Source organism: Citrobacter freundii ATCC 8090 = MTCC 1658 = NBRC 12681, from assembly GCF_011064845.1.
Taxonomy (GTDB): Bacteria; Pseudomonadota; Gammaproteobacteria; order Enterobacterales; family Enterobacteriaceae; genus Citrobacter; species Citrobacter freundii.
In genome coordinates, this window is record NZ_CP049015.1 from 4,233,891 (window position 1) to 4,260,132 (window position 26,242).

35 protein-coding genes are annotated in these 26,242 nt (G+C 50.3%); 6 read left to right on the plus strand and 29 right to left on the minus strand.

Annotation, left to right across the window (positions count from 1 at the left end):
* Positions 1-60: 60 nt before the first annotated feature.
* The 19 genes from G4551_RS20310 to G4551_RS20390 all read right to left on the minus strand — a co-directional run bounded on the left by G4551_RS20310 (position 61) and on the right by G4551_RS20390 (position 13,717).
* On the minus strand, positions 61-2,064 hold the full coding sequence (locus G4551_RS20310) for a phage tail-collar fiber domain-containing protein (RefSeq protein ID WP_003838074.1): 2,004 nt from the start codon (positions 2,062-2,064) through the stop codon (positions 61-63).
* Between the two features lie 10 nt (positions 2,065-2,074).
* A complete protein-coding gene (locus G4551_RS20315) occupies positions 2,075-2,662 on the minus strand; it encodes a phage tail protein (protein WP_003838073.1) in 588 nt (195 codons plus the stop codon).
* Positions 2,655-3,839, minus strand: a complete 1,185-nt coding sequence (locus G4551_RS20320; RefSeq protein WP_003838071.1) for a baseplate J/gp47 family protein — start codon at positions 3,837-3,839, stop codon at positions 2,655-2,657. The genes G4551_RS20315 and G4551_RS20320 overlap by 8 nt, the downstream gene beginning before the upstream one ends.
* The gene (locus G4551_RS20325; protein WP_000004502.1) at positions 3,836-4,165 is read right to left on the minus strand and encodes a DUF2590 family protein; all 330 of its coding nucleotides are present in this window, start codon (positions 4,163-4,165) and stop codon (positions 3,836-3,838) included. Before G4551_RS20325 ends, G4551_RS20320 begins: the two co-directional genes overlap by 4 nt.
* Entirely contained in the window at positions 4,162-6,222 is a 2,061-nt protein-coding gene (locus G4551_RS20330; RefSeq protein ID WP_003838068.1) for a phage tail tape measure protein, read from the minus strand. Before G4551_RS20330 ends, G4551_RS20325 begins: the two co-directional genes overlap by 4 nt.
* Positions 6,219-6,413: a DUF6890 family protein gene (locus tag G4551_RS24080; protein ID WP_371321192.1), complete on the minus strand. Its 195-nt coding sequence runs from the start codon at positions 6,411-6,413 to the stop codon at positions 6,219-6,221. Before G4551_RS24080 ends, G4551_RS20330 begins: the two co-directional genes overlap by 4 nt.
* The gene (locus G4551_RS20335; protein WP_003838066.1) at positions 6,410-6,667 is read right to left on the minus strand and encodes a putative phage tail assembly chaperone; all 258 of its coding nucleotides are present in this window, start codon (positions 6,665-6,667) and stop codon (positions 6,410-6,412) included. The genes G4551_RS24080 and G4551_RS20335 overlap by 4 nt, the downstream gene beginning before the upstream one ends.
* Entirely contained in the window at positions 6,654-6,842 is a 189-nt protein-coding gene (locus G4551_RS23905; RefSeq protein ID WP_024137079.1) for a hypothetical protein, read from the minus strand. Before G4551_RS23905 ends, G4551_RS20335 begins: the two co-directional genes overlap by 14 nt.
* On the minus strand, positions 6,772-7,152 hold the full coding sequence (locus G4551_RS20340; RefSeq protein ID WP_003838063.1) for a hypothetical protein: 381 nt from the start codon (positions 7,150-7,152) through the stop codon (positions 6,772-6,774). Before G4551_RS20340 ends, G4551_RS23905 begins: the two co-directional genes overlap by 71 nt.
* Entirely contained in the window at positions 7,152-7,493 is a 342-nt protein-coding gene (locus G4551_RS20345) for a M15 family metallopeptidase (protein ID WP_000175561.1), read from the minus strand. Before G4551_RS20345 ends, G4551_RS20340 begins: the two co-directional genes overlap by 1 nt.
* Entirely contained in the window at positions 7,480-7,782 is a 303-nt protein-coding gene (locus tag G4551_RS20350) for a phage holin family protein (protein WP_001738730.1), read from the minus strand. The genes G4551_RS20345 and G4551_RS20350 overlap by 14 nt, the downstream gene beginning before the upstream one ends.
* Positions 7,783-7,792: 10 nt before the next feature.
* Positions 7,793-8,248 carry a phage protein gene (locus tag G4551_RS20355; protein ID WP_000044253.1) on the minus strand — a complete coding sequence of 152 codons (456 nt, stop codon included), beginning with the start codon at positions 8,246-8,248 and terminating at the stop codon, positions 7,793-7,795.
* A complete protein-coding gene (locus G4551_RS20360; RefSeq protein ID WP_003838055.1) occupies positions 8,245-9,372 on the minus strand; it encodes a DUF2586 domain-containing protein in 1,128 nt (375 codons plus the stop codon). Before G4551_RS20360 ends, G4551_RS20355 begins: the two co-directional genes overlap by 4 nt.
* Complete coding sequence (locus G4551_RS20365) at positions 9,369-10,076, minus strand: hypothetical protein (protein ID WP_003838053.1); 708 nt, start codon at positions 10,074-10,076, stop codon at positions 9,369-9,371. The genes G4551_RS20360 and G4551_RS20365 overlap by 4 nt, the downstream gene beginning before the upstream one ends.
* Complete coding sequence (locus tag G4551_RS20370; protein WP_003838051.1) at positions 10,073-10,579, minus strand: phage tail protein; 507 nt, start codon at positions 10,577-10,579, stop codon at positions 10,073-10,075. The genes G4551_RS20365 and G4551_RS20370 overlap by 4 nt, the downstream gene beginning before the upstream one ends.
* Complete coding sequence (locus G4551_RS20375) at positions 10,576-11,028, minus strand: head completion/stabilization protein (RefSeq protein WP_003838049.1); 453 nt, start codon at positions 11,026-11,028, stop codon at positions 10,576-10,578. Before G4551_RS20375 ends, G4551_RS20370 begins: the two co-directional genes overlap by 4 nt.
* A gap of 96 nt (positions 11,029-11,124) precedes the next feature.
* Positions 11,125-11,826, minus strand: coding sequence for a phage terminase small subunit (gene gpM / locus G4551_RS20380; RefSeq protein ID WP_003838045.1), 702 nt, complete (start codon positions 11,824-11,826; stop codon positions 11,125-11,127).
* A 3-nt stretch (positions 11,827-11,829) separates the two neighbouring features.
* Entirely contained in the window at positions 11,830-12,852 is a 1,023-nt protein-coding gene (locus tag G4551_RS20385; protein WP_003838043.1) for a phage major capsid protein, P2 family, read from the minus strand.
* Between the two features lie 61 nt (positions 12,853-12,913).
* The gene (locus G4551_RS20390; protein WP_003838041.1) at positions 12,914-13,717 is read right to left on the minus strand and encodes a GPO family capsid scaffolding protein; all 804 of its coding nucleotides are present in this window, start codon (positions 13,715-13,717) and stop codon (positions 12,914-12,916) included.
* Between the two features lie 161 nt (positions 13,718-13,878).
* Here G4551_RS20390 and G4551_RS20395 point away from each other — a divergent pair, with 161 nt between their 5' ends.
* From G4551_RS20395 to G4551_RS20405, 3 genes are read left to right on the plus strand one after another with little or no spacing between them, the layout of a single operon-like run.
* The gene (locus G4551_RS20395; protein ID WP_003838038.1) at positions 13,879-15,654 is read left to right on the plus strand and encodes a terminase large subunit domain-containing protein; all 1,776 of its coding nucleotides are present in this window, start codon (positions 13,879-13,881) and stop codon (positions 15,652-15,654) included.
* Positions 15,651-16,712 (plus strand): phage portal protein, encoded by a 1,062-nt coding sequence (locus G4551_RS20400; RefSeq protein WP_003838036.1) that lies wholly within the window; start codon positions 15,651-15,653, stop codon positions 16,710-16,712. Before G4551_RS20395 ends, G4551_RS20400 begins: the two co-directional genes overlap by 4 nt.
* Complete coding sequence (locus G4551_RS20405; protein ID WP_012602735.1) at positions 16,709-17,032, plus strand: Ogr/Delta-like zinc finger protein; 324 nt, start codon at positions 16,709-16,711, stop codon at positions 17,030-17,032. Before G4551_RS20400 ends, G4551_RS20405 begins: the two co-directional genes overlap by 4 nt.
* On the opposite strand, the gene G4551_RS20410 is transcribed toward G4551_RS20405, so the two are convergent.
* The 10 genes from G4551_RS20410 to G4551_RS20455 all read right to left on the minus strand — a co-directional run bounded on the left by G4551_RS20410 (position 17,006) and on the right by G4551_RS20455 (position 22,530).
* Positions 17,006-17,212: a hypothetical protein gene (locus tag G4551_RS20410; protein WP_000364823.1), complete on the minus strand. Its 207-nt coding sequence runs from the start codon at positions 17,210-17,212 to the stop codon at positions 17,006-17,008. The two genes, G4551_RS20405 and G4551_RS20410, sit on opposite strands and share 27 nt — an antisense overlap.
* Positions 17,213-17,331: 119 nt before the next feature.
* Positions 17,332-19,347, minus strand: a complete 2,016-nt coding sequence (locus G4551_RS20415; protein WP_174435667.1) for a replication endonuclease — start codon at positions 19,345-19,347, stop codon at positions 17,332-17,334.
* Position 19,348: 1 nt separating this feature from the next.
* Positions 19,349-19,561, minus strand: a complete 213-nt coding sequence (locus G4551_RS20420) for a hypothetical protein (RefSeq protein WP_003838016.1) — start codon at positions 19,559-19,561, stop codon at positions 19,349-19,351.
* Positions 19,558-20,427 (minus strand): DNA adenine methylase, encoded by an 870-nt coding sequence (locus tag G4551_RS20425; RefSeq protein WP_003838014.1) that lies wholly within the window; start codon positions 20,425-20,427, stop codon positions 19,558-19,560. The genes G4551_RS20420 and G4551_RS20425 overlap by 4 nt, the downstream gene beginning before the upstream one ends.
* Positions 20,418-20,651 (minus strand): DUF2732 family protein, encoded by a 234-nt coding sequence (locus G4551_RS20430; RefSeq protein ID WP_003838012.1) that lies wholly within the window; start codon positions 20,649-20,651, stop codon positions 20,418-20,420. The genes G4551_RS20425 and G4551_RS20430 overlap by 10 nt, the downstream gene beginning before the upstream one ends.
* A gap of 67 nt (positions 20,652-20,718) precedes the next feature.
* Positions 20,719-21,120, minus strand: coding sequence for a hypothetical protein (locus tag G4551_RS20435; RefSeq protein ID WP_003838010.1), 402 nt, complete (start codon positions 21,118-21,120; stop codon positions 20,719-20,721).
* Entirely contained in the window at positions 21,120-21,548 is a 429-nt protein-coding gene (locus tag G4551_RS20440) for a hypothetical protein (RefSeq protein WP_003838008.1), read from the minus strand. Before G4551_RS20440 ends, G4551_RS20435 begins: the two co-directional genes overlap by 1 nt.
* The gene (locus tag G4551_RS20445) at positions 21,538-21,765 is read right to left on the minus strand and encodes a phage filamentation protein Fil family protein (RefSeq protein ID WP_003838006.1); all 228 of its coding nucleotides are present in this window, start codon (positions 21,763-21,765) and stop codon (positions 21,538-21,540) included. The genes G4551_RS20440 and G4551_RS20445 overlap by 11 nt, the downstream gene beginning before the upstream one ends.
* A 9-nt stretch (positions 21,766-21,774) precedes the next feature.
* A complete protein-coding gene (locus G4551_RS20450; RefSeq protein WP_000460873.1) occupies positions 21,775-22,278 on the minus strand; it encodes a phage regulatory CII family protein in 504 nt (167 codons plus the stop codon).
* Between the two features lie 30 nt (positions 22,279-22,308).
* Entirely contained in the window at positions 22,309-22,530 is a 222-nt protein-coding gene (locus tag G4551_RS20455) for a helix-turn-helix transcriptional regulator (RefSeq protein ID WP_003838003.1), read from the minus strand.
* A 133-nt stretch (positions 22,531-22,663) separates the two neighbouring features.
* On the opposite strand from G4551_RS20455, the gene G4551_RS20460 reads away from it, so the two are divergent.
* From G4551_RS20460 to G4551_RS20470, 3 genes are read left to right on the plus strand one after another with little or no spacing between them, the layout of a single operon-like run.
* The gene (locus G4551_RS20460) at positions 22,664-23,245 is read left to right on the plus strand and encodes a phage repressor protein CI (RefSeq protein ID WP_032941131.1); all 582 of its coding nucleotides are present in this window, start codon (positions 22,664-22,666) and stop codon (positions 23,243-23,245) included.
* 1 nt (position 23,246) lies between these two features.
* Complete coding sequence (locus G4551_RS20465; protein ID WP_003838000.1) at positions 23,247-24,290, plus strand: phage integrase; 1,044 nt, start codon at positions 23,247-23,249, stop codon at positions 24,288-24,290.
* Complete coding sequence (locus tag G4551_RS20470; RefSeq protein WP_032941132.1) at positions 24,283-26,103, plus strand: P-loop NTPase fold protein; 1,821 nt, start codon at positions 24,283-24,285, stop codon at positions 26,101-26,103. The genes G4551_RS20465 and G4551_RS20470 overlap by 8 nt, the downstream gene beginning before the upstream one ends.
* Positions 26,104-26,242 lie beyond the last annotated feature (139 nt).

The following is a 26,242-nucleotide window of genomic DNA, read 5'->3' on the forward strand; positions in this document are numbered from 1 at the left end:
GTCAGTAGTGTCTGGTGTATATGGGGTGAATTTGCCGAAGCGTTGCATTTTTATTTACCTTTAATTAATCACATACCAGGTGTTATTCACCTGTTTCCGCATATAACGAATGATAAAATTACCGACGTTACTGCTACCACCAACCATATTAAAGTTGTACATGGCTGCGCCATCTGTCCCTCGTGGATACCCCCACCCATCACGGAATCCAACTTCAGCAGGTGCTGTCAGGTCAATATTTTGGACAAAGTTCTGCAACACCCAGCTTTGCGTTGCATAACCTTCAAAGCTAACGGGCTGCGGGTTGTTGGGTGAATAAACGCGAGTGTTACCTTCATAAACAGCACGACCTGACAAATTACCACTAACTGTCGTATTTCCATTGCGTCCTATGGTTAATGGATTTGATTCCCACGCACCTTTAATGTCATAAAAATGAATATCAAATCTGTCCTGATAATAACCATATCCGCAAGCCAGTACTCCGTTATCATCGCCGTTGTATATTAAGTGATTAGCGCCATTTCTGGGTTGCGAGAATGAAAAGGAAAGTTGCCCCTTTAAATCACCACCTGTTATTGGTAGCGCCCCCACATCTGTAGAGGTTGGTTTATTTCCAGTGTGAAACACATAATTCCATTTATTCCATGTTCTGTTATCACCATTACGCGCACGAAACGCCAGTATTTCGCCTGTCGAGTAGTTAGCGAATAGCTGGATGCTATAACCACTACCAAGCCCGGAAACATCCAGGATAGTCCCTGTATTTCCACTCGGTGAGTTTTTAGCATCACCATAGACAAACGATACTGCGTTAACCGGAAGGTTATTAGCATCGTCTACCTGTCCTCCATTGATTGCGCTGATGCTACGAACAGCAATAGCGCTACCATTAACCAGCAATTTTCCGGCAGTAATATCATCCTGAGAAGTCTGGACCTCACTTCGCTGCACTGCTCCGGCTGCTTTGTTAACTGTTTCCTGCAAACCAATGTTTTGAATAAACAGAGGTTTATTCGGAATGTCTCCACCGTTACGGTCTTTTGCAAGACGCGCGTTAGCGTTATCCATCACGATTTTAACCGCTTTCGACGTCGCGGCTTGCCCTTCACTGGTGCTGTCTGTCGCGCTGCTTAACTGGGTGAATCCCTTCTCGCTGGTCGTGGCATCAGGGTGATTTCGGGACTGTTCATGCTTTTTCAGCGCATCACTGGCCTGTTGTTCGTTCAGCGTCCCTTTTGGCCGTAAATCCGTGATATTGCCATTCACATCAATGCTGGCCACGGCAAAAACATAATGCTGTACGCCGTTCTGCATGTAATCCGTCAGGTTTTCCGCGACGGTGATTTTGCTCTGAACATTCCAGACACTGGTCAGTGCTCCCGTCCAGCATACATCCAGCCAGACTTTGACCGGCTTTGTTGTCACGGTGATATTCTGATTGTCAGCCAGTGACGTACGCAGTCCCGCCACATAGCCGGTGCCTTTGGTGACAAAGAACTGATTGCCCGTTTTACCGACCAGCCAGCCATCGCCAAAGAATGCCGCAGCGCCGTAAATATCCGTATTTTCCAGGCGCTGGCGTTCATCCATTCCGGTCATCCGCGCCGTGAAGTCAATCTGCCAGGTTTCAGCCGGTGTAATAATCCCGGTTTCGGTCTGTGCGCCGTTGTACTCCATCAGAAACGAACGGGTAAGCACATTCCCCTGCTGCCCTTCCGCTGTTTTCAGCTTTTGCTGTAAAGGCGCATGAACAATCATGGCCAGGGTGCCGCTGGCCTTATTCAGCAGACCGATCCAGTTGAAACTGAAATCGCCCACGTCAGCGCCCAGAACGGCGGAATACACCACGCCATTATCATTCACCACGCCAGTGCGGGTAACAGGCTGCCGGTGCACAATCTGCTCCACAGGCGGCAGTGCTTCACTACGATCAACGGGAATATCCGGGTTCAGCCCTGGCACATTCGCAAACACAAATTCATCCAGTAACACCGGCTCGCCGGTCGCACCCTGCTGCGCTTTCCAGTGTTCAAACGCCAGCGTGATAGCTGTCTGTGACATAAAAAACTCCTTACAAACCTGCGCTGAATGTCGCGCTGTGGGTTTCCGTCCCTGCTAACGAAGCCGGATAAACCACATATTCCCCCTGATCCCATCCGGCTCTGATGGCCATTTTTTCCGATGTGATCACCTCGAACTGATAGCGGCGGCATGTTCGCCCGTACTGCCGGATTATCTGGATAAGCAGCTGCGTGTTGTCCGCTATCTGGCTGTCCGTCACACGAACCAGGATCACATCCCAGTCAATACCCGGCTGACGCTCCCGCAGTTCCACATATCCAATGCCCAGCCGTTCAAAGATGTTGATAAATCCCTCTACGGAACCGGCATCACGGGCATTGACAAAGGCATACGCCACACGCTTACGAAACAGACTCAGTGGCTCACCATCAAAGCGAGTTATGTCCCGGTCATACGCCAGCAGGTTCAGTAATGCCGGTGTGCAGGTGAGCGGATCAAACTGGTTCAGTGGCCAGGTTATCCAGCCGTAAACCTCCGCCCAGAATCGCCGCGCTGTTTTCAGCAGCTTGTTCGGCTCCCCCTGATTCATCCAGGAGGGAAGCACCATCCCGGCCAGCTTTTTCATGAACTCATTCATTCTCAAGACTCACTACCAGTGACTTCAGGCGCGGCACATTCAGCTCACTGGTAATGTCACCCAGTGAAAAGGACAGCGAATCCGCCAGCGCAAAGGTTTTGTGGATCTCCCGTCCCAGCTGAGAAAACGAGAACCGCGAATATGGCCACGTCTTTCTGACGTCAAAATCAGCGTTTTCACGAAAAGCACAGCGGATCATGTTTTCAATCCCGGCCTTCAGGCTGTTCCGTTCATCGTCTGTCAGGTTGGCCAGATTTCTGACATACACAGTAACGGCCAGATCGTGACGGGTTTCCGGCATGGCATAACACTGCATATCGTCGCCGTGGCCGTGGTGTCCCTGCGTGTTGATGTAATCATTCACTGCATTCACAAACGGCGCGGAAGCCACCCCGCTGTCCAGCAATAAATAGGCGTTTGCGGTACCCGGTCCCCTCGGTGCTTCATGCTCAAAGAAAATCCGGTCAATACTCAGCCCGGCAACACCGGCAATCATTGAACGGTAAACCGCATCCGTGTGGTAATTGCCCACCAGGTTGAACTGGTTGCGGCAGCGTTCACGCAGTTCATCATCACTTTCTTCATCGGCACCCGGCACCGTCAGCCAGTTTTCTTCGCTGGCCACATGGCTGATACCATCCACGGCCACAGGCAAAATGCGGTAATAACCTGGTGCAAGGTTATAGGCTCCCCCGGTTCCGGTGGCTTTCACCGGCAGCAATGCGCTGGCCGTGCCGGAAGGGATCACCACATCGCCTGTGGTCGCCAGTTCGTACACCCTGCCGTTGATGCGTTCAGTCTGGATAACCGTCCCGGCCTTAACCGTCACAACGGCTCTGGCATCTTCCTTAAAGAAGCGGATCACACCCTGCGCTGCGCTGGCGGGTTTCGCCGTCACGTTCACCGCCCAGGCCAGCAGACGCAACATGCTCCCGCTGGCCGTGGCCACAAACATATTGGCCAATACCGTGGACACCAGAACCTCTTTCAGCCACATCACCGGCGCAGTCACAATGGCCGTAATTAACCGCCAGAACGGTGACATGCGGGATGTGTTGGTGATCATGCCCTCATCAGCCGCAATCGCATTAAAGCGATCCCGTACTTCAGATTCCGTCACCGGCATCCCGCTGGCCTTCACCACTTCCTCAAAATCAACCTGCGGTTTTTCTGTCATAAATCCACCTGCGCAGAAATGCCGCCAAAATCATAGGTGCTGGCCGTTATCCATAATCGTTTCTGGCTTTCCTCACTGATTTCCACTGTTCCCGGAATAATCCGTTCATCATCTTCAATCAGTAATTCCATACGGGTAAAAATATCCGCCCGCATTGTTGGGCTGCGTTCGGCAATCAGTTCCGTTGCCAGCCCACTTTCAATAATGGAATGAATAATGTCCTGCCCGATACTTTTACGGTTATTACACAGTTCAGGTTCATATCCGGTATTCAGAACAAAATCACCGCCCTGAATAAGCAAATCAATATAAAGGCTCTCACTCATGCGCCCAGCTCCTGAAATTCCATTAACTGACCGGGTGTAATCATTTCTTTCGGATAAATATTTACCGTGTCAATTTTCCGGCTATTGTCGGTCACGGACTTAGCATTACTGTTAATCGTTTTGGTAATTCCGCCCTTCTCAATGCCTTTTAATTCACCTCCGGTTAAAAGCCTGTCTGGGGTGAAACTATTTTGCGTCACCGCAGGAAGTGCGCCTTCAGCTTTTGCGGATTGTTTTAACTCTGGTACCGGATACACCGCTGTTTCATTTTTAGCGATACCCGCTGAAGCAGCGCCCGCCAGTTCAATATCAACACCCGGAATATTATTTAATTTACTTACAATCCAGTTCCATGATTTCAGAAAGCCGTTTTTAACGGACAGCCAGACATTATCAAACAATGACACAATGCCCGTGGCCAGCCCGCTTAATGCCTGGGAAGGGGAAAACCCGGTCAGCATGGAAATAAAACTGTTCCAGCCTTCGCTGATAAACTGCCAGGCTGAAGCAAACACCCCGGCAAGCCATGCCACTACCCTGGCGCATGCCAGAAATGCAGCGGTATCCATGACCGCGTTCTTTACCGTGTCCCAGTGTTTAATCAGCAGCCAGCAACCAGCAGCAAGTAAGGCAACGGCACCAATCACCAGCAGGATCGGCCAGCTCATCAGATTGATACCTATCCCGGCCATCATTGCCGCCATACGAACCGCCAGCAACGTACCGCGCAGAAATTTCAGCGTGGCGTTCCAGGCAACCACGGCAATGTTCCCCAGCCAGACAGTGGCGGTGTAGATTTTCGCGACGGCCGTCAGCGCTACCCAGATCCCGCGCAACCCCATCATGATGAATCTGGAGACACCCATCACGATGTTTGCGACTGCGCCCACAGCCGCAAAGCTGAGCAAGGCCATTGCCGCATACCCGACAACACGCGCAATGTTGGGAAACAGCTGCATCCAGCGGGCAAAGGTCTGCCCCATATCAGCCAGGCGATTCAGTACCGGATATAACACCGGGATCAGCGTCAGGCCAATCACGGTCTGGATAGCCTTCAGGATTGCGACAAAGCGATCCCACGGCTTCACCATTTTCTGCGCCATTTCCTGGGTACGCTTCAGACCATCAGCACCGCCCAGCTCGGTGATATTGCGCTGAAGCAGCGCCACATTACCGTACAGATGTTTCACCACCGCCGAACTGTCACCAAATGCTGCATCCAGTTCAGCCTGGGCTTTCAGATTCCCTTCCAGGCTTTTGCCATACTTGCCCTGTAACTTGATCAGCATTTCAGGCATGGACAGCATTTTGCCGGTGGAATCCGTGAAGGACAGCCCCAGCTTTTTACCGCCCTCAATGGCTCCGGTCATAAAGCCTTCATAAGCGCTGCTGGCTTCCGTGCCCAGTGTCCGCTGAAGCTGTCCCAGCACGGCCAGCTGTTCATCCAGCCCCACGCCGTAGTTGGTACCCACGCCGCGCGCCCCTTCCATCAAATCCTTGATAGCGGCCATTTCCGTGCCAAAGGTTTTGCGCATGTACACCATTTTTCCTGCCAGCTGTTCAGCAAACTCAACCTTTCCCAGCCGGTTGGCATCGGCGGAGAAGTTACCGAACATCTGCCCCATAAACTCAGCGGTTTCCGCTGCGGTGGATTTGAGCGCAAACGCCAGGGTATTGGCGACTTTCGTCACTTTCGGCAGTTCATTCCCGGTCAGCCCGGCAATGGACGCATTTATACTTTCCGTGGACTGGACGAACTCCACCGCACTGGCACCGTAGGTTGTACTGAAGCGCAGCGCATCACGCTGAACGGCCTTAAGCGCAGAATCATCGATCCCTTTTGCAGCCGCATCATTCAGCGCGTCATACATTTCAATGGCGGGCATCAGCGCACCTTTAATGGCCATCCCTGTAGCCGCCAGCGCCAGAACGCCGCCGCCAATCTGCATAAAGGCTTCTTTTGATTTTTCAGCAAAGCCCGTTACGTTGCCCTGCGCCTGTTTTAACGGGCGGGACAATTTATCAATAAGGCTTAATGTAAAATCTAACTGTTTCATTCAGTGCCTTTAAATGCTTTAGCCACACCATTAGCCACGGCTATTCCCGTATATTCCCAGTGACGGTTATCCAGCCATATAGCGGCAGCAATATCGTCAACAGAATCCTGACCATGTGGTAAATAATGACGACGGAGAATTAAATACTGTTCGAGTCCATTTCGTTCAATATCATGGACTCGCTTTGTCAGTTTTTTACTTCAATCTCCAGTTCTGGCGCGTAAATATCATTAACCTTACTGACCAGTTGCAACGCTGCACCCGGACGTTTTAATACGTCAATCAGTGTTTCTTTCGTTTCCGGGGTAACAATACGCATCAGATAATTATTTGCAGGTGCAACTTTATTATCCATCGCCATTTCATTAATCAGTTTATTGTAGGCAGTCTGATTAGGTTCAAAAACAATATCCGCACCACAAACACACAGTTTAATTTGTTCCATAAATAACACGCTCTCTTAAATTAATTTCATCAACTAACTGATTATGACGCGCCGCACACTGACCATATATTTCAAGGTAAACAGTCAGCAGTTCCGCTGCATCTTTACCTGTTGCCCCGTTCAGGCGCGGCAGCTGCGTGGCGCATCGTGTTTTCAGGTTTTCCTGATAACGCACGTTCGGTACCGGCGACGGCGCTGTTGTACATGCTGACAAACTCATCAGACAGGCATCTGTTAGTAAAAACCGGCTTAAGCACTTCCGTGCGGATCTCTCGCGGTTGCGCATTTCTTAGCGCCTCCAGTTTATCTTCCAGCGTCCTGGCGGAATCACTGGCAATGCCCTGCATCACCTTGCGCGATTCATTACCTGCCACCTGCGCCGCCGTGTTGATTGCCAGCTCCAGGCTGTCGCGCCGCCAGTCAGCTGTCAGCCAGCCCCAGACAAACGCCAGCGCCACCACAACCAGCCACTGCGCGTGATTCATCAGCGCACCCCGTTATGTTCCAGGCTGAAATGATTACCATCCGGTCTGGATTTGAAGCGCCCGCCCCAGCTTCCGCCCAGTGATTCCCAGTATTCACCCAGGGGCAGATAGTCCTCTGTACGGGTCTGGTACTGGCCATTCACAAACAGATTAAAATCCACTGCCAGACGCTGGGTATGCAGACTGTTCGAAATACCGCTGCCCTTCTTCGCGTTCAGCGCCGCCTGTTCCGGGGTGCGGTACGCTTCGCCAAACGTCAACCGGTAGCCGCGTTCTTCTGCCCAGTGGATCAGGTTGGCCACCATGACGGTAAACAGCTGCTGCTTTTCACTCAGGGTCATTTGTCACGCTCCCGTTCTTCTTTCCCGCTGCACGTCTGCGCAGCCACATTTCAACAGCCTGATAACCTGCAATACCCAGCGCTGCCCCCAGTCCCTGAATTGCCAGCGGGCTGGCCTCCGGGATTTGAATCAGCACCGCGCCAGCGATGACTGAAACAAAACTGCCCAGGATCACACGGCTGATAAACAGGCGCGGGGTAATGGGATCATCACTGGCCAGCACCTTCGCAACAGCAATGAGCGCCCCCATAATCAGCAGTGAATAAAGACTTTTTTCATGTTCCTGCATTCCGGCTTCCTTATCCGATCAGGTTTTCCGTGGCTTCCGCTTCCAGATACGGCACACCGTTGATGTTCACGAACTTGGGACTGGTCACAAAATATTTGATTTTGTGCGTCGCCACACCGCCGCCCTTTGGATCGATATCCAGCAGATTACTTAGCTGGAGTTTGTTGCCGAACGATTCCACTTTCATTTCTTCGCTGCCCGCTTTAGCATAGAAAAGAAAATCCAGCGGCGGAATACCACGCCACGAACCTGCGGCGCGGGCTTTGGCCGTCAGTACGCCCAGCACTTTGGAACTGACTTCAATTTCTCCCTCTGCGGCCACATCGCCATCAACATGGCCATCCGGCACACCACGGGTCTGGGCGGCGGCGCTGTTATCCGTGATATCGAGTGTGATTTTCTCGATGTGGATCAGATCGCCGTCAAGATAGGTATCAAACGACATACCCGAAATACGTTTACTCATGCAGCGCCCTCCAGACTGGCATCCAGTAACAGACTGATGGTGATTTGCAGCGGAACTTCCCAGGTGCGTACCACCAGATAAATATCCACCGTCTTTTTGTTCTTCCAGACAATGGTCACATCACCTTCCTGCGGCGGCTTTACTTCCCCCGGAAATGACACGCCATTGATACTGGCCGCCGTGGACATTTCACGCAGTGGGCGTGCAAACAGCGTCTGGTGTGCAGCAATGCTGCCCGGTGTGCTGTTCAGTGAACGATCCGCAATTTTGCTGATAGCCAGCAGACGTACACGACGCGCCGCTTTATCGGCAACACGCAGGGTTTCAATCGACTGGTAATCGCCGCCTTCCACATCCAGCGTCCGCCCGTCAGCCCAGTAAAAACCGTCATAATCCGGGTACCACATCGGCACACTAAAGCGCTGTGCTTCCAGCGCCTGAAGCATGGCCAGTTCCAGCACCGCCCCGGTACCATCAACCGGCATTTCATCACTGCCCAGATTGAGCAGCGCCCCGGTTTTCACACGGGCGGGACTGTCTGCGATAGTCACGGCACGACTGCACAGACGGCCAGCCAGCACACCCGGCTCATTTCCCCACAGACGCGGGACCAGTTGCACGGCCTTCTCTGCAATACCGTCCTGGATGGCAGACACACGGGTCAGGTAATCCGCCTGGGCTTCTTCTTCCTGCATTCCCTGCACGGCCAGGATGAACCACACCCAGCGCCCATATTTAGAAATCAGCGTGGATCGTAACGTCGCCGCCTGATTCACCTGGGCTTTTGCCGTCACATCACTGGACAGCACCACCCCTTCCACCGAACACACCACCTGTGCGGCCAGTACCGCTTTTACCCAGGCATCGTCCTCAGCATCTGCGGGCAGCACATGCATAAATGCCCACCAGTTCTGACCGGCGTTTGCCAGTGCCGCCAGAACATCGTTTTTCAGCGGGCTTTCCCCTTCTCCCAGCAGTGCATCAAAATCACTCTGGGCATTCACCGCCAGCGTTTCCCCCACATTTTTGGTACCCGTACCGATAAACAGCAGCGTGCGTTCCACTTCATTGGTTTCACCCAGCAGCTGGTTTACCTGGTTCACGGTCACGTTTGGCCAGGTCATGCTTTCCCCTTAATATCCTGCGCCTTAACATCCCAGCCAAAGCCAATGGCCTGAAGCTGACGCGCCAGCGCGTTATCAAATTCATCGTCACTCATGCCCAGAAAAACACGGGCAGGAAGATCCACTGTCCAGCTGGTTTTCACCGCTTTACCGCTGAGTTTTCGAATCAGTAGCCCCGCCCGGCTGTATGGCATCGTTTGGGTTAACTCGCCCAGCGTGGGCTTTTTCCAGCGTTTACCGGTGCGTACCCGGTACCCCAGCGCCCGCAGTTTTTTGGCCTGGGCTGGCGTGGCCATTTTTCCGGCCTCCACCTTCCGTGGCTGGCTGCGACGGCTGACACTGACACGCATCCCGTTTTGTTGCGCATATCCGACCGTCCCGGCCGGTACCGGCGTTTCCCCGTTCCGGTAGCCACCACCCTGCAAATAGATCCGTACCGCCTGAATTTCTGGCATTTCACGGATATGCAGCAGTTTTGGCAGGTTCCGCAGCATCTTCCCTTTGCGCTTCGTTTTACGCCCCGGCCACTTCTGGCCATCCGGTGTTTCCTGATTGCGGACATGCCGTTTTGCAGCGGCAATCACGCCGTATTTGGCCAGCCTCCAGATAAGACGCTGGCGCTTTTTGGGCGGCAGCTCCATGCTGGCCAGTGATTTACGCAACTCCGCCAGCTGTTTTTTATTCAGCTCGCCACCGGCAATCATTCGTTACCGCCTACCGGCGCACCGGTTTCATCCACGCCATAAATATTGGCGGTTATCGCTATCCAGACTTCAGGGTTAACCAGCGACCAGCGTTTCCCCTGCCACGGGATCGCCCCGTTTTCGTCCTCCCTGATCACCAGCTCTTCCGCCATTGGTACCGTCAGTACAATGGTGGCAGTTTCCTCATCCTCCACTGACACATCCCAGTCCGGTTCAGCTTCAGTCAGGCCGACTTCATCCAGTAATTCCCTGTCAGCCTCATCCAGCCACGCGGCCAGCAGCGACATGAGCAACTGCGGCGGACACAGGCGATACGGGAAACGCTGCCAGCTGATTACCGCGTCATAGCGAATCACCGCCTGGCGGTACTGCCCCAGCCCGTAATCCTTCGCGGCGGGGATGAACTTCATTTCATCCAGCACACTGTCAAATGACTGCATGGCGCGCGGTGGCACGTTTTGCCGAAAAAATGCGGTCAGGCTCTCAAGCTGCGTCTGGCTCATACTTTTTTCACCGTTGCCCGTTTCAGCCCCTTCATGCGGCGAATCACCACTGAAGCCTCAGCCAGTAACCCGGCGCGGGTTTCCATGCTCTCCTGCCCCGGATGGGTTTCACGCCGCCCGACAGTGGCGAACTCCCCCAGTAAATCCGCTTTCGCCCTGGCAAATACCGCTTTCATGTACTGGGCGCACAGGCTGTTAAGCCCGCCCATGCTGACACCCGGAACATCTGCCGCCAGCGCGTGGCCTTTTGCTTTCCAGCTGGCCTCCACGTTTTCCAGCTCGGCATTCACCTCCGCGACAGCAGCCAGCAGCGCCTGACTAATGGTGTCCGCATCAATATCGGCTGGCAGTGACCGCTGCGCCTGAAAATCCTTCAGATTCAGATCCGGCCAGAACCCGTTATTCGTCAGCGGTTCATCCTGATAATCCAGCGGTTTTCCGCTAAACATAATTCCCCCGAAAAAGGCGGACTGACCGGTTTCCACGGCACAGTGACACACGGAGTGTTCTGCCCTCCACCGCGTCCGCCTGGCTTGCGGTAGTCTTTACCCCTGCGTCAGTTTTCGGATACGGGCGGCAATCGTCTGCCGTGCCGTTCTGACGCCGATTTTTAAATAGAATTTTTCTGCGGTGGCCAGCAGTTGATCGGCTTTCTCCAGCGTTTCAATATCGTCCACACTCGCGGCCGTTGTCTGACCATCTTCGCCGCGCAGTAGCTCCAGCCCGGCAAACTTGAACCACTTGGCCGTAACCTGTTCATGCAGCCGCCAGGTACTGGCGACGCGCTCAAATGTGCGGGAAAAATACGGTTCCACACTTTCCCCGCGCCCGGATGTTTCCTGCGCCCAGGCCAGCATCGTATCGGCCACGAACGTGGGAAAATTGCTGCGCAACCGATCCGGGGTTGCCTGCTGCTGGCTGATTGCAATGTCAGCCCAGTCCAGCGCCTTATCCAGATCGCCCACGTCAAACAGCCAGATAACACACCAGGCAAATACCGGGTTGGCGTACACCTGCCCGCTTTCCAGATACGCTTCCACAGTCGGTGTCCAGCGCGGCAGCAACACATCCCGCTTAAACTCAACGCGATCCGCGATTGTCGGCAGGTTACGGGCATGTTCCACATCCGTTTCCAGCGCCTTAATCAGCAGGTGCATGCTTTCTGTGGTTTCCAGTGCCTGACTGCGTTTCAGCTTTTGTTCCATCGCAATGCGCTGGCTGTGACGCTGCGCGGGAGAAAGTGCCATTTATCAGCCCTCTGCTGGTTCGGAAACCTTGCCGATGGTCACGGCGGATTCATCAATGGCCGCATACAGCTCCGGCACTTCAACCGCATAGCCTTCATTACGCAGGTATTTGTTTTCGAACTGCTTACGGTCTTCAACAAATTCCGCCTTACGCATACGGGTGTTGCGCTGGGTGTAGATATGCAAATTAGAAAGCGGCGTGACGACCATACGTTTACCCGGCATAAATGGCGGGATAACAGCAGGACGGCCAGCAATAGTGCTGCCCAGCATCTGCGCCGCGATTTTCTCAGTCGGGCGGTCTGCGGCCTGATACAGTCGGTATTGTTCAGCAGCAACCAGATCAGCACCGACCAGAACCACCAGGCGCGGGTCATTGCGGAACTGGGCAGGAATCTTGGCGTTAATCAGGTCTGAAGCCATTGCATCCAGTGACTTGTAATCCCCGGCCTCATCCAGCACGACCGGATCGGTCATAATCTGATTACCACCCAGCAGCGTTTTCATACGCTCATGCCAGCCGATATTGACATCTTCGCCGTTCGGGTTATCCGTTGGATTCGTCGTTTTGGCACGGCTCTTACCGTTAAAACCAATACGCAGCATATCCAGCGCAAACGCCTGTGTGGTAAACGCCTGGACCAGGTTGTAAAACTCGTTTTCGTCCTTACCGGCATTGGCCCAGACCGAAAGCAGATCCCAGCGCAGTGCAGCGCAGCTGTCCGTTTCAACCAGTGAATAGTCATTGCCGTCCACGCCAACCTGACGAACAAAGCGGCCATTTTCACTGCGCCCGGTATGCAGCACGGAGGAACCGACAGAAATCACCTGGCCACTCAGCTGGTCAACATCCAGACAGGTGATCATGTTCAGGAACTCCACGGACTCCAGCAGCGCCAGACGCAGCGCGTTTTCCTGCGGGTCATTCAGGGAGAAATAACGACTGGTATCACGTGCGCCAAACTGCTGCGCCATACCACTCGAATATTTATCCAGTAAATCCCGTGCACGATTATTAAGGTGCATAAAACTCCCTCGCGATTAAGCGATAATAAAAATGTTTTGTACTAATTAACGTCAGAACGTATTACAGGAAATTAAACTTACCCGCTTTTTCTGAAATCTTACGCCCTGGCGTACGGGTGGATTTATTACCCAGATCGTTAAAACGTTTAACGATATCTTTTGCATTATCACGAATAGCCGCAAATTCTTCGGTATCGACTACTTCCGCAATGGTATCCACATCACCCTGAACATCATTGAGCTGATTTTCAATTTTGGCCACACGGCCTTCCAGTTCGTTTACCGCGTTGGCCAGCGCCTGTAACTTATCATCACCCTGCGCGGTATCATCAGGCGGCGTTTCATCTTCAAACTTCGGTTTAATACCAAACAATTTTTGCCAGTTCTTCATTCGTATTTCCTGTTTAATTTTTCCATCACGGGAAATCACACAACTGTAATATCCCTGCTTAGATAATTTTTTGCGCCGACTACTAAAGCGCAGCCGTGTGGTGCCAACACTGGCGGGAGTATCTGTTACCGCCAGCCCCTTGAGGTATGTACGCCCACTACCGCGCCAGTTCTCATCCGGTTCAATCGAGAAAAACAGGAGCTGATCTTCATGGTTGGCGAAAATTAAACGCATATTCGGGCAAAGGCTGACGTAAAGCCGCGCCAGTCCGTCATCGCCATCATGCCAGGTGGCCTCCAGCACCTCCCCAAAATTACCGCAATCATTCTCGTGTTCAGGCCAGATCAAAGCGACATAGTGGTTATAGTCATAGGTTTCCCCCATATCGATAATCCACTGGCGTTTAATCTCTCTGCCGTCAACGGTATCCCCTTCGGTAGCAACACACAGCCAGTCAGTTTTTAAATGCGACATATCCCCCCTGATTTATTCACCGACGCTGCAAATCAATTATTGCCAAATAAAACCACCACCGCATCACGCTTTATTCTGAACAGTTCGGTTATCACGTATTACCGAACAGACGCGAATTAACACCGCCGTTTTTTCATAACAGCCACGGCATAATTATCCGCATGGCTAAATACTCAGAAGAACTAAAAGGCGTTGTCCGCGCACTTTATTTGCGCCGCTATACGCCAAAAGAAATTGCATCAGAATTAAATCTGCCGAATGCGCGGATCGTTTACTACTGGGCTGAGAAATACAGCTGGGCGGATTTACTCAGCTTTGAAAGTACAGAGGAGGCAATTGAACGCCGCTACCAGCTGCTGGCCAGCCGCGATAATAAAACCGATCTCGACCTGAAAGAAATGGACATGCTGATTGCCCACGCCACAAAGCTGCGTGCTCAAAGCAATAAGCATAAAGAAAAGATGGCCAGCGGCCAGAGTAACGGTCAGGCAGCTGCACGGGACAGCAACAGCGATGAACCGCGCCCCAAACGCAAAAACAGGAAAAACGATATTTCCTCTCTGACCCAGGCGGATTTCGACACCTGGGCGGAAGAACATCTTTTTGAATACCAGAAACACCTGCGCCGGAATATTGGCCAGCAGGTCAGGAACATCCTTAAAAGCCGCCAGATCGGTGCCACCTGGTACTTTGCATTTGAAGCCTTTGAAAACGCGGTCATGACAGGCGATCCGCAAATCTTCCTGTCTGCCTCCAAAGTCCAGGCGGAATACTTCCGGTCTTACATCGTCAACATTGCAGAACAGTATTTTGGCATCACGCTAACCGGCAACCCGATCCGCCTCAGCAACGGCGCTGAACTGCGTTTTCTCTCAACCAACAAAAACACGGCCCAGTCTTACAGTGGCCACCTGTACTGTGACGAATATTTCTGGGTGCCTAACTTCGCCAGGCTTAACGAAGTGGCCAGCGCAATGGCCACCCATGACAAATGGCGCACCACCTACTTTTCAACGCCATCGGCCAAAACGCACCAGGCCTACCCGTTCTGGACGGGTGAGGAATGGAAACAGGGCAGCAAAAAACGCGCGGCCGCTCAGTTCCCGTCCTTTGATGAAATGCGCAACGGCGGACGGCTTTGCCCGGATGGTCAGTGGCGCTATGTCATCACGATGGAGGATGCCATTGCGGGCGGCTTCAACCTGGCCAACATCGAGAAGCTGCGCAACCGCTACAACACCGCCACCTTCAACATGCTTTATATGTGCGTGTTCGTGGACAGCAAGGATTCCGTATTCAGCTTTTCAGACCTGGAAGCCTGTGGCGTGGAAGTGGACACCTGGCAGGATCACAACCCGGACGCTGCGCGGCCATTTGGTGACAGGCCAGTATGGGGAGGCTTTGACCCGGCACGTAGCGGCGATTTGTCGTGTTTTGTGATTATTGCCCCGCCGATGTATGCCGCAGAGAAATTCCGCGTTCTGAAGGTCATTAACTGGAAGGGCATGAACTTCCGCTATCAGGCCAGGCAGATCGAACTGCTGTTTAAAAAATACAACTTCACCTATCTGGGAGTGGACGTTACCGGCATTGGCCAGGGTGTTTTTGACAACATCCAGCATTTTGCCATGCGCGTGGCCGTCGCCATTCGTTACGACATGAACACGAAAAATCAGCTGGTACTGAAAGCGGCGGACGTGGTGGAAAGCCAGCGTATCGAATGGGACAAAAACCTGAAAGAGATCCCGGCCAGCTTTATGGCTGTACGCCGCACCACCACGCAAAGCGGTAACGCCATGACATTTGTCGCTGACCGCAGCCAGGACACAGGCCACGCGGAGGCGTTCTGGGCGATTACCCACGCCCTGCATAACGAACCACTCAACTACGAAAACAAACCGAAATCCCGCTGGGGTGTAAGGAAAGAGGCTGCATGAGTAAAAAAAACCGCTTCGTTAAGCGCAACCCGCGCGGCGATAAGTCCAAAAAAATGAGCATCATCACATTCGGCAAACCGGAACCCATCCTGACCACCGGCACGGATTACCGCGACATCTGGTACGACAATGCCGCCGATCACTTCACCCAGCCGATTGACCGGCTGGCACTGGCACAGCTTATCAATCTGAACGGTCAGCATGGCGGCATCATCCACGCCCGGAAAAATATGATTGTGTCTGATTATCTGGGCGGTGGCCTGACTTACGACCAACTGGAAGCCGCAGCGTTTGACTATACAACCTTCGGGGATATTGCGATTGGCAAAATCCGCAACGGATGGGGGGATGTGATTGCCCTGGAACCTTTACCCGGCCTGTATATCCGCCGCCGTAAAGTCAGGGACAACGCCACAGACCAGCCCGGCGATTATGTGGTATTGCAGGACGGTGAACCGCAGGTATGGCCGCAGGAAGATATCATCTTTATCAAGATGTACGACCCGCAGCAGCATATTTACGGACTGCCCGACTATATCGGCGGCGTACACTCGGCATTGCTTAACAGTGAAGCCGTAATTTTCCGCCGCCGCTACTACCACAACGGCGCTCATACTGGCGGCATTCTCTATACACGCGATCCCAGCATGACGGATGAAATGGAAGAAGAAATTGAACAGCAGCTGCGTGACAGCAAAGGCATTGGCAACTTCTCCACTATTCTGGTGAACATACCAGGCGGGGATGGGGATGCGATCAAGTTCATTGAAATGGGTGATATCTCTGCAAAAGATGAATTTGCCAACATCAAAAACATCAGTGCGCAGGACATTCTCAACGCGCACCGCTTTCCCGCTGGGCTGGCCGGAATTGTCCCGCAGAACACTGCCGGTCTGGGGGATGTTGAAAAGGCGGAAAGGATTTACAAGAAAAGCGAGATAGCACCCATCCAGCGCCGGTTTATGACCGCTGTTAATAACGATCCCGAAATACCGGAACGTCTGCACCTTCACTTTGATTTAAGTTACACAGAATCAACGGATAAGGATGCGGCATGAGGCGAAAAAGGCTAAAATCCAGGCATCATTTAACAGCTGGAGCATGGAATATGCGAGTTCTGAAAATCGAATGCCCGGAATGCGGCTCAAAGGCTGTTATTCGTAAAACAAACCGGAAGCACCGGCAGATTGCGGATATTTACTGCGCCTGTTCAGATGTGGAGTGTGGCCATACGTTTGTGATGAATCTGACGTTCTCCCACACTCTCAGCCCCAGCGCGAAAACGGGTGATGCGATGGTGCAGAAAATACTGAATGCACTTTCACCCGATCAGCGCCAAATGGCATTAGACCTACTGAAAGCGACTCCCGCCGCCTGATAAGCCCCCTTCCTGGGGGTTTTTAGCTTCTGTTCTGACCATCTCCCGCATTTCTCCAGCAATCTCACCAATCCAGGCCAAAGCGATTGTTTTTTCTCTCTGGTTACTTTCGTACACATGGGCAATTTTGGCCAATAACTCAATGCGCTCCAGCTGTGCCGACGCTTCCAAAAGATCCATTTAGCCCCCACAAACAATATATTACTGTATATGCATACAGTACACCGTAAAGCACAAATTGTGAAATGTATTTTCCTGCCATCTACTGACAAATGAACGTGTTACACAGATTTATACCGCTACAACCACCCCGGCCACAGCTCGTGCATTGGCTCGCTTCGTGTCTCTTGCAACCGGCCATTACGGTAAATCAATGCCACCTGGCCAAATCTCAAACCACTACCCCGCATAAGAATGGCTATTTCGTCGTCAGAACCATCAAAACCCCGGCTGCGCAATTCCAGTTTTAACCGTCTGCGGGTTCCACCCTCCGTACAGTTATTGACAGAACTCCAAGGGGCGGCGTTGCCGCCAGAAAAACCCGCCTCCGCTGGCGCTTCGGCCAACTTCGCAACCTTCTGCCACTTCACCAGGCGAGTACATACCGCCGAATCTGGAACCAATGGAGAATAGACACCCTGAACGCGCTGCACGTCCTCTGCGTATTCATTACCCTGCTCTGTGATTTCATAGGCCAGACGAACAACCAGATCACGGCGGGCAACCAGTGCGCCACCCTGCGCCTGAGTGTATGACGCCCAGCACCCCACATCCGCAGCGGCCAGCACAGCATCCATTTTTGGATTGGGCAGCTGTTGGTTACGCAGGCGGCGCAATTCACGCCAGACAGTTACCGGCGCACCGCCAATCTGCTGAAACTGGCGAATGCGCCAGCGGGAAGCCCATGCGGTAACAGATTTGGCCATTTCTTTAATGTCCTCGCCTGTCTTCTCATCCTTTTCACCATCCATCGCGTAACCATCTATATTCTTTGAGATGTATTTAGCGATATAGCCAGTAGCGCTGCCTTTCTGCGGGTCGATAGCTTTAAAGCAGAAGCGGGCTTTTCTTGCTGAATAGCTGCGCAACTCATGTGCATCTTCCTGGCAAGCGTATGTGTGGATAACTCGACGAATCGCTTTCGCATCTTCCGGACGCATAAACAGCAGAAGATGCCAGTGCGGTGTGCCATCGTGATGCGGCTCAACAACGCGGAACCCGAAACAACGCAAATCTTTACGCGACAGCGCTGCACGAATTTTCTGCCAGACGCCGCATAAATAGCGCTGTGTATCCTGTGGTGTGCATCCTTCCCATTGCGAAACAAAGCCCCCTTTGCTGTACACCGCATGGAATCGCGATGGCGCAGTGATAGTGTAAAACTCACCAGCCAGCCCTTCTTCATTGGCCATATCTTCAAATCCCCTCATTCTTACCATTAGCTCACAACGACGGATCGCCGGATTGGCAACGCTGCGGTGCACCATGCTGTCCAGTGCAATACGCAGCCCTTCGTCATTCAGCAGGTCAAACTTTTTAAAGAACTCAAGGTTCCGCTTTTTCTGGTCTATCCATTCGACAAGGGTTTTACGGGACACATAAGCACTCGCGGCTTTCTGTACCTGCCCCACGGCAATGGCCATATGCTCACGCTGCATATCCCGCGCCCGCTTAAGACGCAGATACCACCATTCAGGTGCCATCATGCGGAGAATCCCGGATTCAGCCTTACGCATTTCCAGTTGCCCGCCATTAGCTTCATGTTCTGCCCAGTACGGCGGTTGATTGTTCAGCATCAGGGAACATGTGCATAAATGGCGGTAAGACTCCAGCGTACGGCGGCGCAGCTCTGCGGCATCGTCAGTGCTGCCCACAAACTGATCGGTAAAGTCATACAGTGACTGGGAGATCCAGCCAGATATCTGGCCAGCCAGTTTTTTGAGGTCCTGGCGGTCAAGTGACGGCAATCGCTCCAGCGACTTACCGAAAGGAAGATCAAGTGCATCAGCGGCCAGCTTGTAACGTGCAGCCACTTTGCGCAGACGTGGCAATACATTCTCACCGATAGTTTTGCGCAGAAATGTATTGGCACGGCGACGCCCGTCACGGCCAGCCAGCAGCTTTTCGTAACGGTTGCCGAAATACCCGGCTAACCAGTCGGGTATCTCATGCAGGTACTGGGAACGCCATTCATAATCCTGTGGGTTAACAGCCCACAGGCGGCGTTCGGTGATCGTCGCATCTGACGGGGTACCAGGCGCAAAGGTTTCGCGCCGCCAGGCATTGACGGCATGGTGTTGGCCAGGCTCCAGCATATCAACCACGGTTAACCCACTTGCGCCAGAAATCAATCAGGAAGGCCACAAGTACAGCCGCTACCAGTGGTAGCCAGAAAACCGCACTCAGAGTGATTAACCCTAAGTCCTCAGCATCGTGATCAAATTCGTCCTGGCATTCGTCCCATAAGAGAAAGGCGAAAGTAATACAGGCAAACAAGGCATAAAAGCCGGTAATAATTTCCGTCATCATGCCACCACCGCCCGAACATCGATCGCAGGGTTAGCAGGTGACTTAAGAATCAGCTCAGCAGCCACTTTCTGGCTTGCAGCTGCTGCACCCACACTACGTGGCGCATTTACCCGAACAGCTTCAAATCCTGCATACAGGTAATGCACCATTTCCAGATCGCTGTTTGACGCGACAATCTTAATCCCACGCTCAGTCAGGCGGCGCAGCTTACGCGCCAGCCGTCCCTGATCCATGTGCGAAAAACCACGCTCATGGTAAGCGGTGAAATTATCGGTATCAGTCAGGTAAGGCGGATCACAATAAACAACGTCATGCCCGTCCCTTACCAAATCAAGCGTTTCTGAATAATGGGCAGTAATGAACGTTGCGCGTTTCGCTTTTTCAGCAAAAGCGCGGATTTCATCAGCAGGAAAGTACGTTTTTTTGTACTTACCAAACGGAACATTGAACTGGCCGCGGCGATTGTATCGGCACAGGCCATTGAAGCAGTGACGGTTCAGATAAAGAAAACGCGCCGCAGCTTCCACAGATTCAGAACCAAAGGATTTTCCTGATTGGTTGAAGGCATCACGCACCGCGTAATAGAAAACAGCGCGGCTTTCTTCATCGCCTAATGAACCGGCAGAAAATAAAGCCTCCAGCTCAATGAGCAAGGCATCAGTCTGATAGGCCATTGTCTTATACAGATTAACCAGGTCAGGATTCACATCAGCAATCAGATACTCGTCATAATCCGTATTCATCATGACAGCACAGGAACCAGCAAAAGGTTCTATCAGGCGCTTACCCTCCGGCAGATGGGGAAGCAACTGCGGCATAAGGCGGGCTTTGCTGCCCACCCACTTAAGCGGAGTTTTTACTGCCATACTGCACCGCCTTTACTGCAAATCGCTGCGGCTTCTTCGCGGATTAACTCAACGATTTCCGTTGCGCTTAAACCTTCATTGGCTGCATGGGTGGCCAGCTTATCCAGACGGGTGGAACACAGATCAGCAGCAGCGGCTTTACCTTCCTGCGTAGCTTTGGTGAGCATAGCCAGCAGGTCAGTACCTGATTTCGTTCCGGGTAAATCCTGACGTGTAATGTGCATTTTGGTTTCCTTAAGGCAAAAGAATCCCCGGCCACCTAAGCTGTGGCCAAAAAATTCAGGTTGTTAATTAGTGAAAAGCGGGTTGTACAGTGACGGCGGAATGGTTCGGTGCTGGAATAAGGTGCAGCTCGTACGTTGTCCGCCACCACTCCTGGATCAGTGCTTTAATTTCGCCAACACCCAACGCACCGGCCGTGTAGAAAATTGCGCGGATTCCGGCCAGCGCTTCAATCTGTGCTTCTTTGCTTTCGGCCTCGCGGTACACGCAGCACCAGAAAGCGGCATTGATTGCCAGCCAGTGACGCGGATTAGTCATGTGCTCAGTGTCATTAAAGAAGAATGGATGCAGCGCAATGCGACCATTTTTACTGGTACTTTTCTCTGCAAAAGCCACGGCGTAATTATGTGGAACGCCCCACACGGCCAGCTCAGCACCTAACGATTTACCTTCAACGGAAATAATGGCCATCAGAGATTCCCCTGTTGTTGCAACTTATGGACGATGTGAGGCGCTATAACCATCTGCACCCCGCTACTGCTATAAATTGGATGTACCTTTTTGATCGGGCGGTTCGCGGTGCGCTTTGAAAAATCGCTGTCACGTAAACTGCCGAAACCTTCAAACGTTAACCGCGCCCGTGAAATGCCTTGGCGCAGCAGAATCATGTCCCGATAGCCCAGGCGTTCATAAAGCTCACGCCAGCAGCACTTGCTTAAATGGGCTTTAAATGCCCTAGCGCCAGAAGTAACCGCAGCGGCATGAAGCACCACACCGCGCCACTCCGGTGTCAGGTTGTCCCACCATTCAGCGGCCTCGCTGCTTTCACTGAAGTATTTGCGGCGGATCTGTTTTAAATGTTCCAGCCCGCGCTTTTGTTGTTCCTGGCTAATCGCCATAGCGCCCCCCTATACATCCAACCAGGCGACGGACTTTTGTAGGCAAGAAACGTAAAATCACCTCGCCTTTCATTCGAACAGACTCATGCGCATTGAATTTATACGTGTGGCCAGGATTCCAGCGCTGACCGTTCGGCAGTTCTATCCAGCCCGTTGAACCGCTTGGCCGTTGCATAGCTGGTGATTCTTTTTTCAGGTAAGTAACAAACGCTTTCATGGTGCTCCCTCACATCAAGCCGGTGGCGTTAGCCGTCACCAGATCCACCGCTGCGGCCAGAACGGGCGCAGACTGGATACGACTTTCAACGGTATAAGCCAGCACGGATAAGCTACGGATTGCATCGCGAGCGCGATCCAGAATTTGTGTACGGCGGGCGGCGGTCATATGACCAGTTGATACGGCTTCCCCAGCAATTGCGCCCACACAGGCGGTGGCACTCAGTGCGCACAACTGCATGTTGCCTTCTGTGGCATTGTTCACCGGTACGGATGGAAGGCAGTTAATCTGCCCCAGCATCCCATCCAGTAAACGCGCATCTTCGGTGTAATCCGTAATAGCTAAAAGCTCGTCACAGGTTAAACGGTGCGGCTGTGCTGGATTCAATTTGTTGCGCAGGATTTGCGGCCTCATGCCAACGGCAGCGGCTACATCTTCCAGATTGTGTTCAATTGCAAATGCTCGGCAAGCCGCATCAAAGTGAGCATGTTTAGAGGTCTGGTAATCAAACATTGTTAGCCCCGCTCTAATCCGTAGGATAAATTACGTGTTAAGCGAAACATTGCATTCGCTTAACGCCATTACGGTTAAGGCGGCCATGTTCACTTCAACCAGCCCTTTTTTCTGTGCTCCTTTAGGCTTGATAGGGAGTTTTCCGTATGAAATCAGGTTCTCAGCAGTACTTTTTGACATGCCTGTACGGCGGCAATACTCATCAAGCGGGATGTATGGATCGGGGATCACGATTGTAATGTTGGGACGCATAATGCAAACTCCTCAGGTTGTGGATACGCCAATATCCACCGTTATTAGCCAATATCTAAACACAGGAGCAAGGTTAATTAGATTAAATCTACATTTCAATATTATGTAGACATTATCTACACACCTTTATTTTATGGCGAGATTTAGACTAGACCCAGAATCTGATAGCACCCCGGTACTTGATCGGGTACTTGAGGCTTACGGCTTTACGCAAAAATTACAGCTTGCCGAACATCTTGGAATTGCTTCCAGTTCAATGTCTGCACGATATAAACGCGGTGGGCTTCCTGCTGACATAATGCTCAAATGCATGGCTGAAACAGGCGTAACACTTGAATGGCTGGCAACAGGTCAAGGTAGAAAATTTGAGGATGAAGAAGTGGATATCCTCAAAATGCCGCGGCGTAAAATCGTTGACGGTTTGATGTATGACGCAGGGATGTACATGCTGGATAAAGTCTCTTTTTTACCCGGTGTCCCTTTGCCAACCTCTCCCGTATGTGTGGTGGAAGGTAATAATCAGTTCATCGTTGATACCTCATTCACAGAAGTTTATGACGATCAGTGGCTTGTAGAGATTGAGGGTAAAATGAGTATCCGCACCCTTACGCGTATTCCGATTAAGAAAGTCAGAGTTAGCGGCGTTGGCATGGCTTTTGATTGTGGTATCGACGACATAAACGTGATTGGGCGCGTTGTTCTGACGATTCATTGATATGGCCGTAAGAAAACTCAGTGATGGCCAATGGGTTGCGGATTTCTATACCGTCAACCGCAGCGATGGCAAGCAAGGCAAGCGTGTACGCAAAAAGTTCGCGACCAAAGGCGAGGCGTTAGCGTTTGAAAATTACACTCTACAAAAAGTGGAGAATTCGCCCTGGCTTGGCCAAGGTAAAGACAAGCGCTACCTTTCAGATCTGATTTATCTTTGGTTTGAGCGCCATGGGATAACGTTAAGCGATGGTGAGAAACGCAAACGAGCCATGCTCTGGGCTGATGAGTGCATGGGTTCGCCACGGGCTATAGAATTCACTGCCCAGTTATTCACCGCTTACAGGGCTAAAAGACTTGAAGGTGACTTTTCCCGAACCAAGCGTGTTACTAAGGTTTCTCCCCGCACAATGAATCTGGAGCATGCCTATTTTCTTGCTGTATTTAATGAATTAAAACGGATCGGCGAGTGGGAAGCACCCAATCCATTAGAAAATGTGCGTCAGTTTAGGACTAACGAAAGTGAGATGGCCTATTTGACAGGCGATCAGATTGCTCGACTTCTTGAAGAGTGCCGCCGAAGCTCCGCCAAAGATTTAGAAATTATAGTTAGAATATGCCTATCAACAGGGGCGCGCTGGGGAGAGGCTGAGAAATTAAAACGCAGCCAGATAAGTTCAGGAAAGATTACCTTTGTAAAAACTAAAGGGAAACGGAATCGCACTATTCCAATAGATGACAATTTAATTTCAACTCTTCCCAATAAGAGTGGTTCATTATTCACACCTTGCTATTATGCTTTTAGAAATGCACTTGAGAGAGCAAACATTGAATTGCCACCAGGACAATTGACCCATGTCCTGCGACACACTTTTGCAAGCCACTTTATGATGAACGGTGGAAATATATTAGTACTTCAACGAATTTTAGGACACACTGATATCAAAATGACAATGAGGTATGCTCATTTTGCGCCCTCTCATTTATATGAAGCTATAAAGTTTAATCCATTATCTAATTCAATAAAAAAGGAAGTTGAAGATGATTGATAAAAGCTTACAAGAATACCTTAACTATTATATTCAACAAAATGAACCAAGTTATGCTGTTCTAATAACAGGTGATTGGGGAATAGGTAAAACTTACCAAATAATGAATGTATTACCGAAAGAGCAAGTATGTTACATTAGTTTGTTTGGTTTAAGTTCTACAAGTGAAATATATGCTAATGTTTTTGCTGCAATGTACCCCAGAAGAAATGCCATTAAAAATTCCGCGAGTGCAGTTAAAGATTCAACTACGGAATTGAATGGTATAACATTTGGGGCAGGTGCTATCATTAGTAGCCTTGCTGATGCTTTTATAAAAGAAAAAGTAGACAATAAAAAAATCATAGTCTTTGACGATCTTGAACGATGTTCAATAAATTTAAAAGATATACTTGGCGCTATTAATAAGTATGTTGAGCATCATAAATGTCGTGTATTAGTGATAGCACACGATTCAGAAATAGAGTCAGAATTCATAGCAACAAAGGAAAAAATAATTGGTCACACCATAAAGATAAAACCTCAAATAGATCATGCTTCAAATGCTTTTTTCTGCGAAACCGACAAGTTAAAACATTATGATCATATAAAAAATTTCATTATTTCTGCCTTTAAAAGCTCTCACTGTCAGTCATTGCGAATTCTTCGGCATGTTATTAAAGACTGTGAAAGGTTGATATCATGCATGTTATATAGCCAAATAAACAATCATGATGCTATGCAAGAAGTATTCAATACTTTTACCATACTGAATATAGAATTTAGATTAAGTAATATTTTAGCAAATGAAATAAAGGAATTAGATGCTGAGTTCACTTCTTTTTCATATATATTGCCAAATGTCGAAGGGGATGATGAAGAAGAAGATGATGATGAGAAAATTAAAGAAAAAAGATTAAAGAAATTATTCAATAACTATTCTCAAGAAATTTTTTCTGGCGGCATATTTAATGATGAACTAATTTACTTGATGTTGGTTGATGGTATATACCCACAAAAAACAATAAGGAAAAAGATTCAACAATCAAAATATTTTAAGGAAAAAACAAAAACAGAATTACCAGCATGGTTAAAAATTCAAAGCTTTGACTACACTGATGATGATATTGTTGATAGTTCTATAACTGAGATGCTCAGACAGTTCAAACATAGAGAAATAAATGAAATTGGAACATTGCTGCACATGTTTCATCTTATGTTTTTGATGTCATCTATTAATGTGATTGATGAGTGTTTTGAAGAAATTTTTGATGAATGCAAGGCTTATTTAGATGACCTTGTGGCTGAAAATAGATTACCATACGATAATTCCAGTGATAACTTTTATAACATCAATTTAAATCCTAGCGCACATGGACATGGTTTTTGGTTAAATGAAGAATACAAATCTTTTATTTATGAGATTAAATCATACCTTCAAAGTAAACAAAAAGAAGCATTACATAATAATTACCCTGAATTTGCTAAAGAAATAATGCAAGCTTTAGATAATGATATTGATGAATTCAAGAGACTTTTAATTGGTGATGGCTCAACACCAGGTAAATACGCAAGCATTGATGTCCTATCGACAATACCCTATGAAGATTTCGTTTTATCATGGTTATGCCGTCCTTATATAGAATGGGACAGAATTAGAAATATACTTATAAATCGATATACAAGAGGGATTGCTATCAATATTTTAGCTAATGAGAAAGAATGGTTATGCGCAGTAGCTGTAACTATCAAAATTGAAGCAATGAAGATGAATGGCTTTGAAAGATTACGAATAGAAAGGATTGTACCAACACGAGCACTACAGCAGTTGTAGTGTCTCAAAAGTGTCGCGAAAACTTAAGAATATTGGGGGATATAGGTTGATATTGGATTCTTATCTTACTGATTTTAAACTAACTTATTGTTTTACCAATATTTGTCATAGTTCTCATAATCGCTTGGTCGTTGGTTCA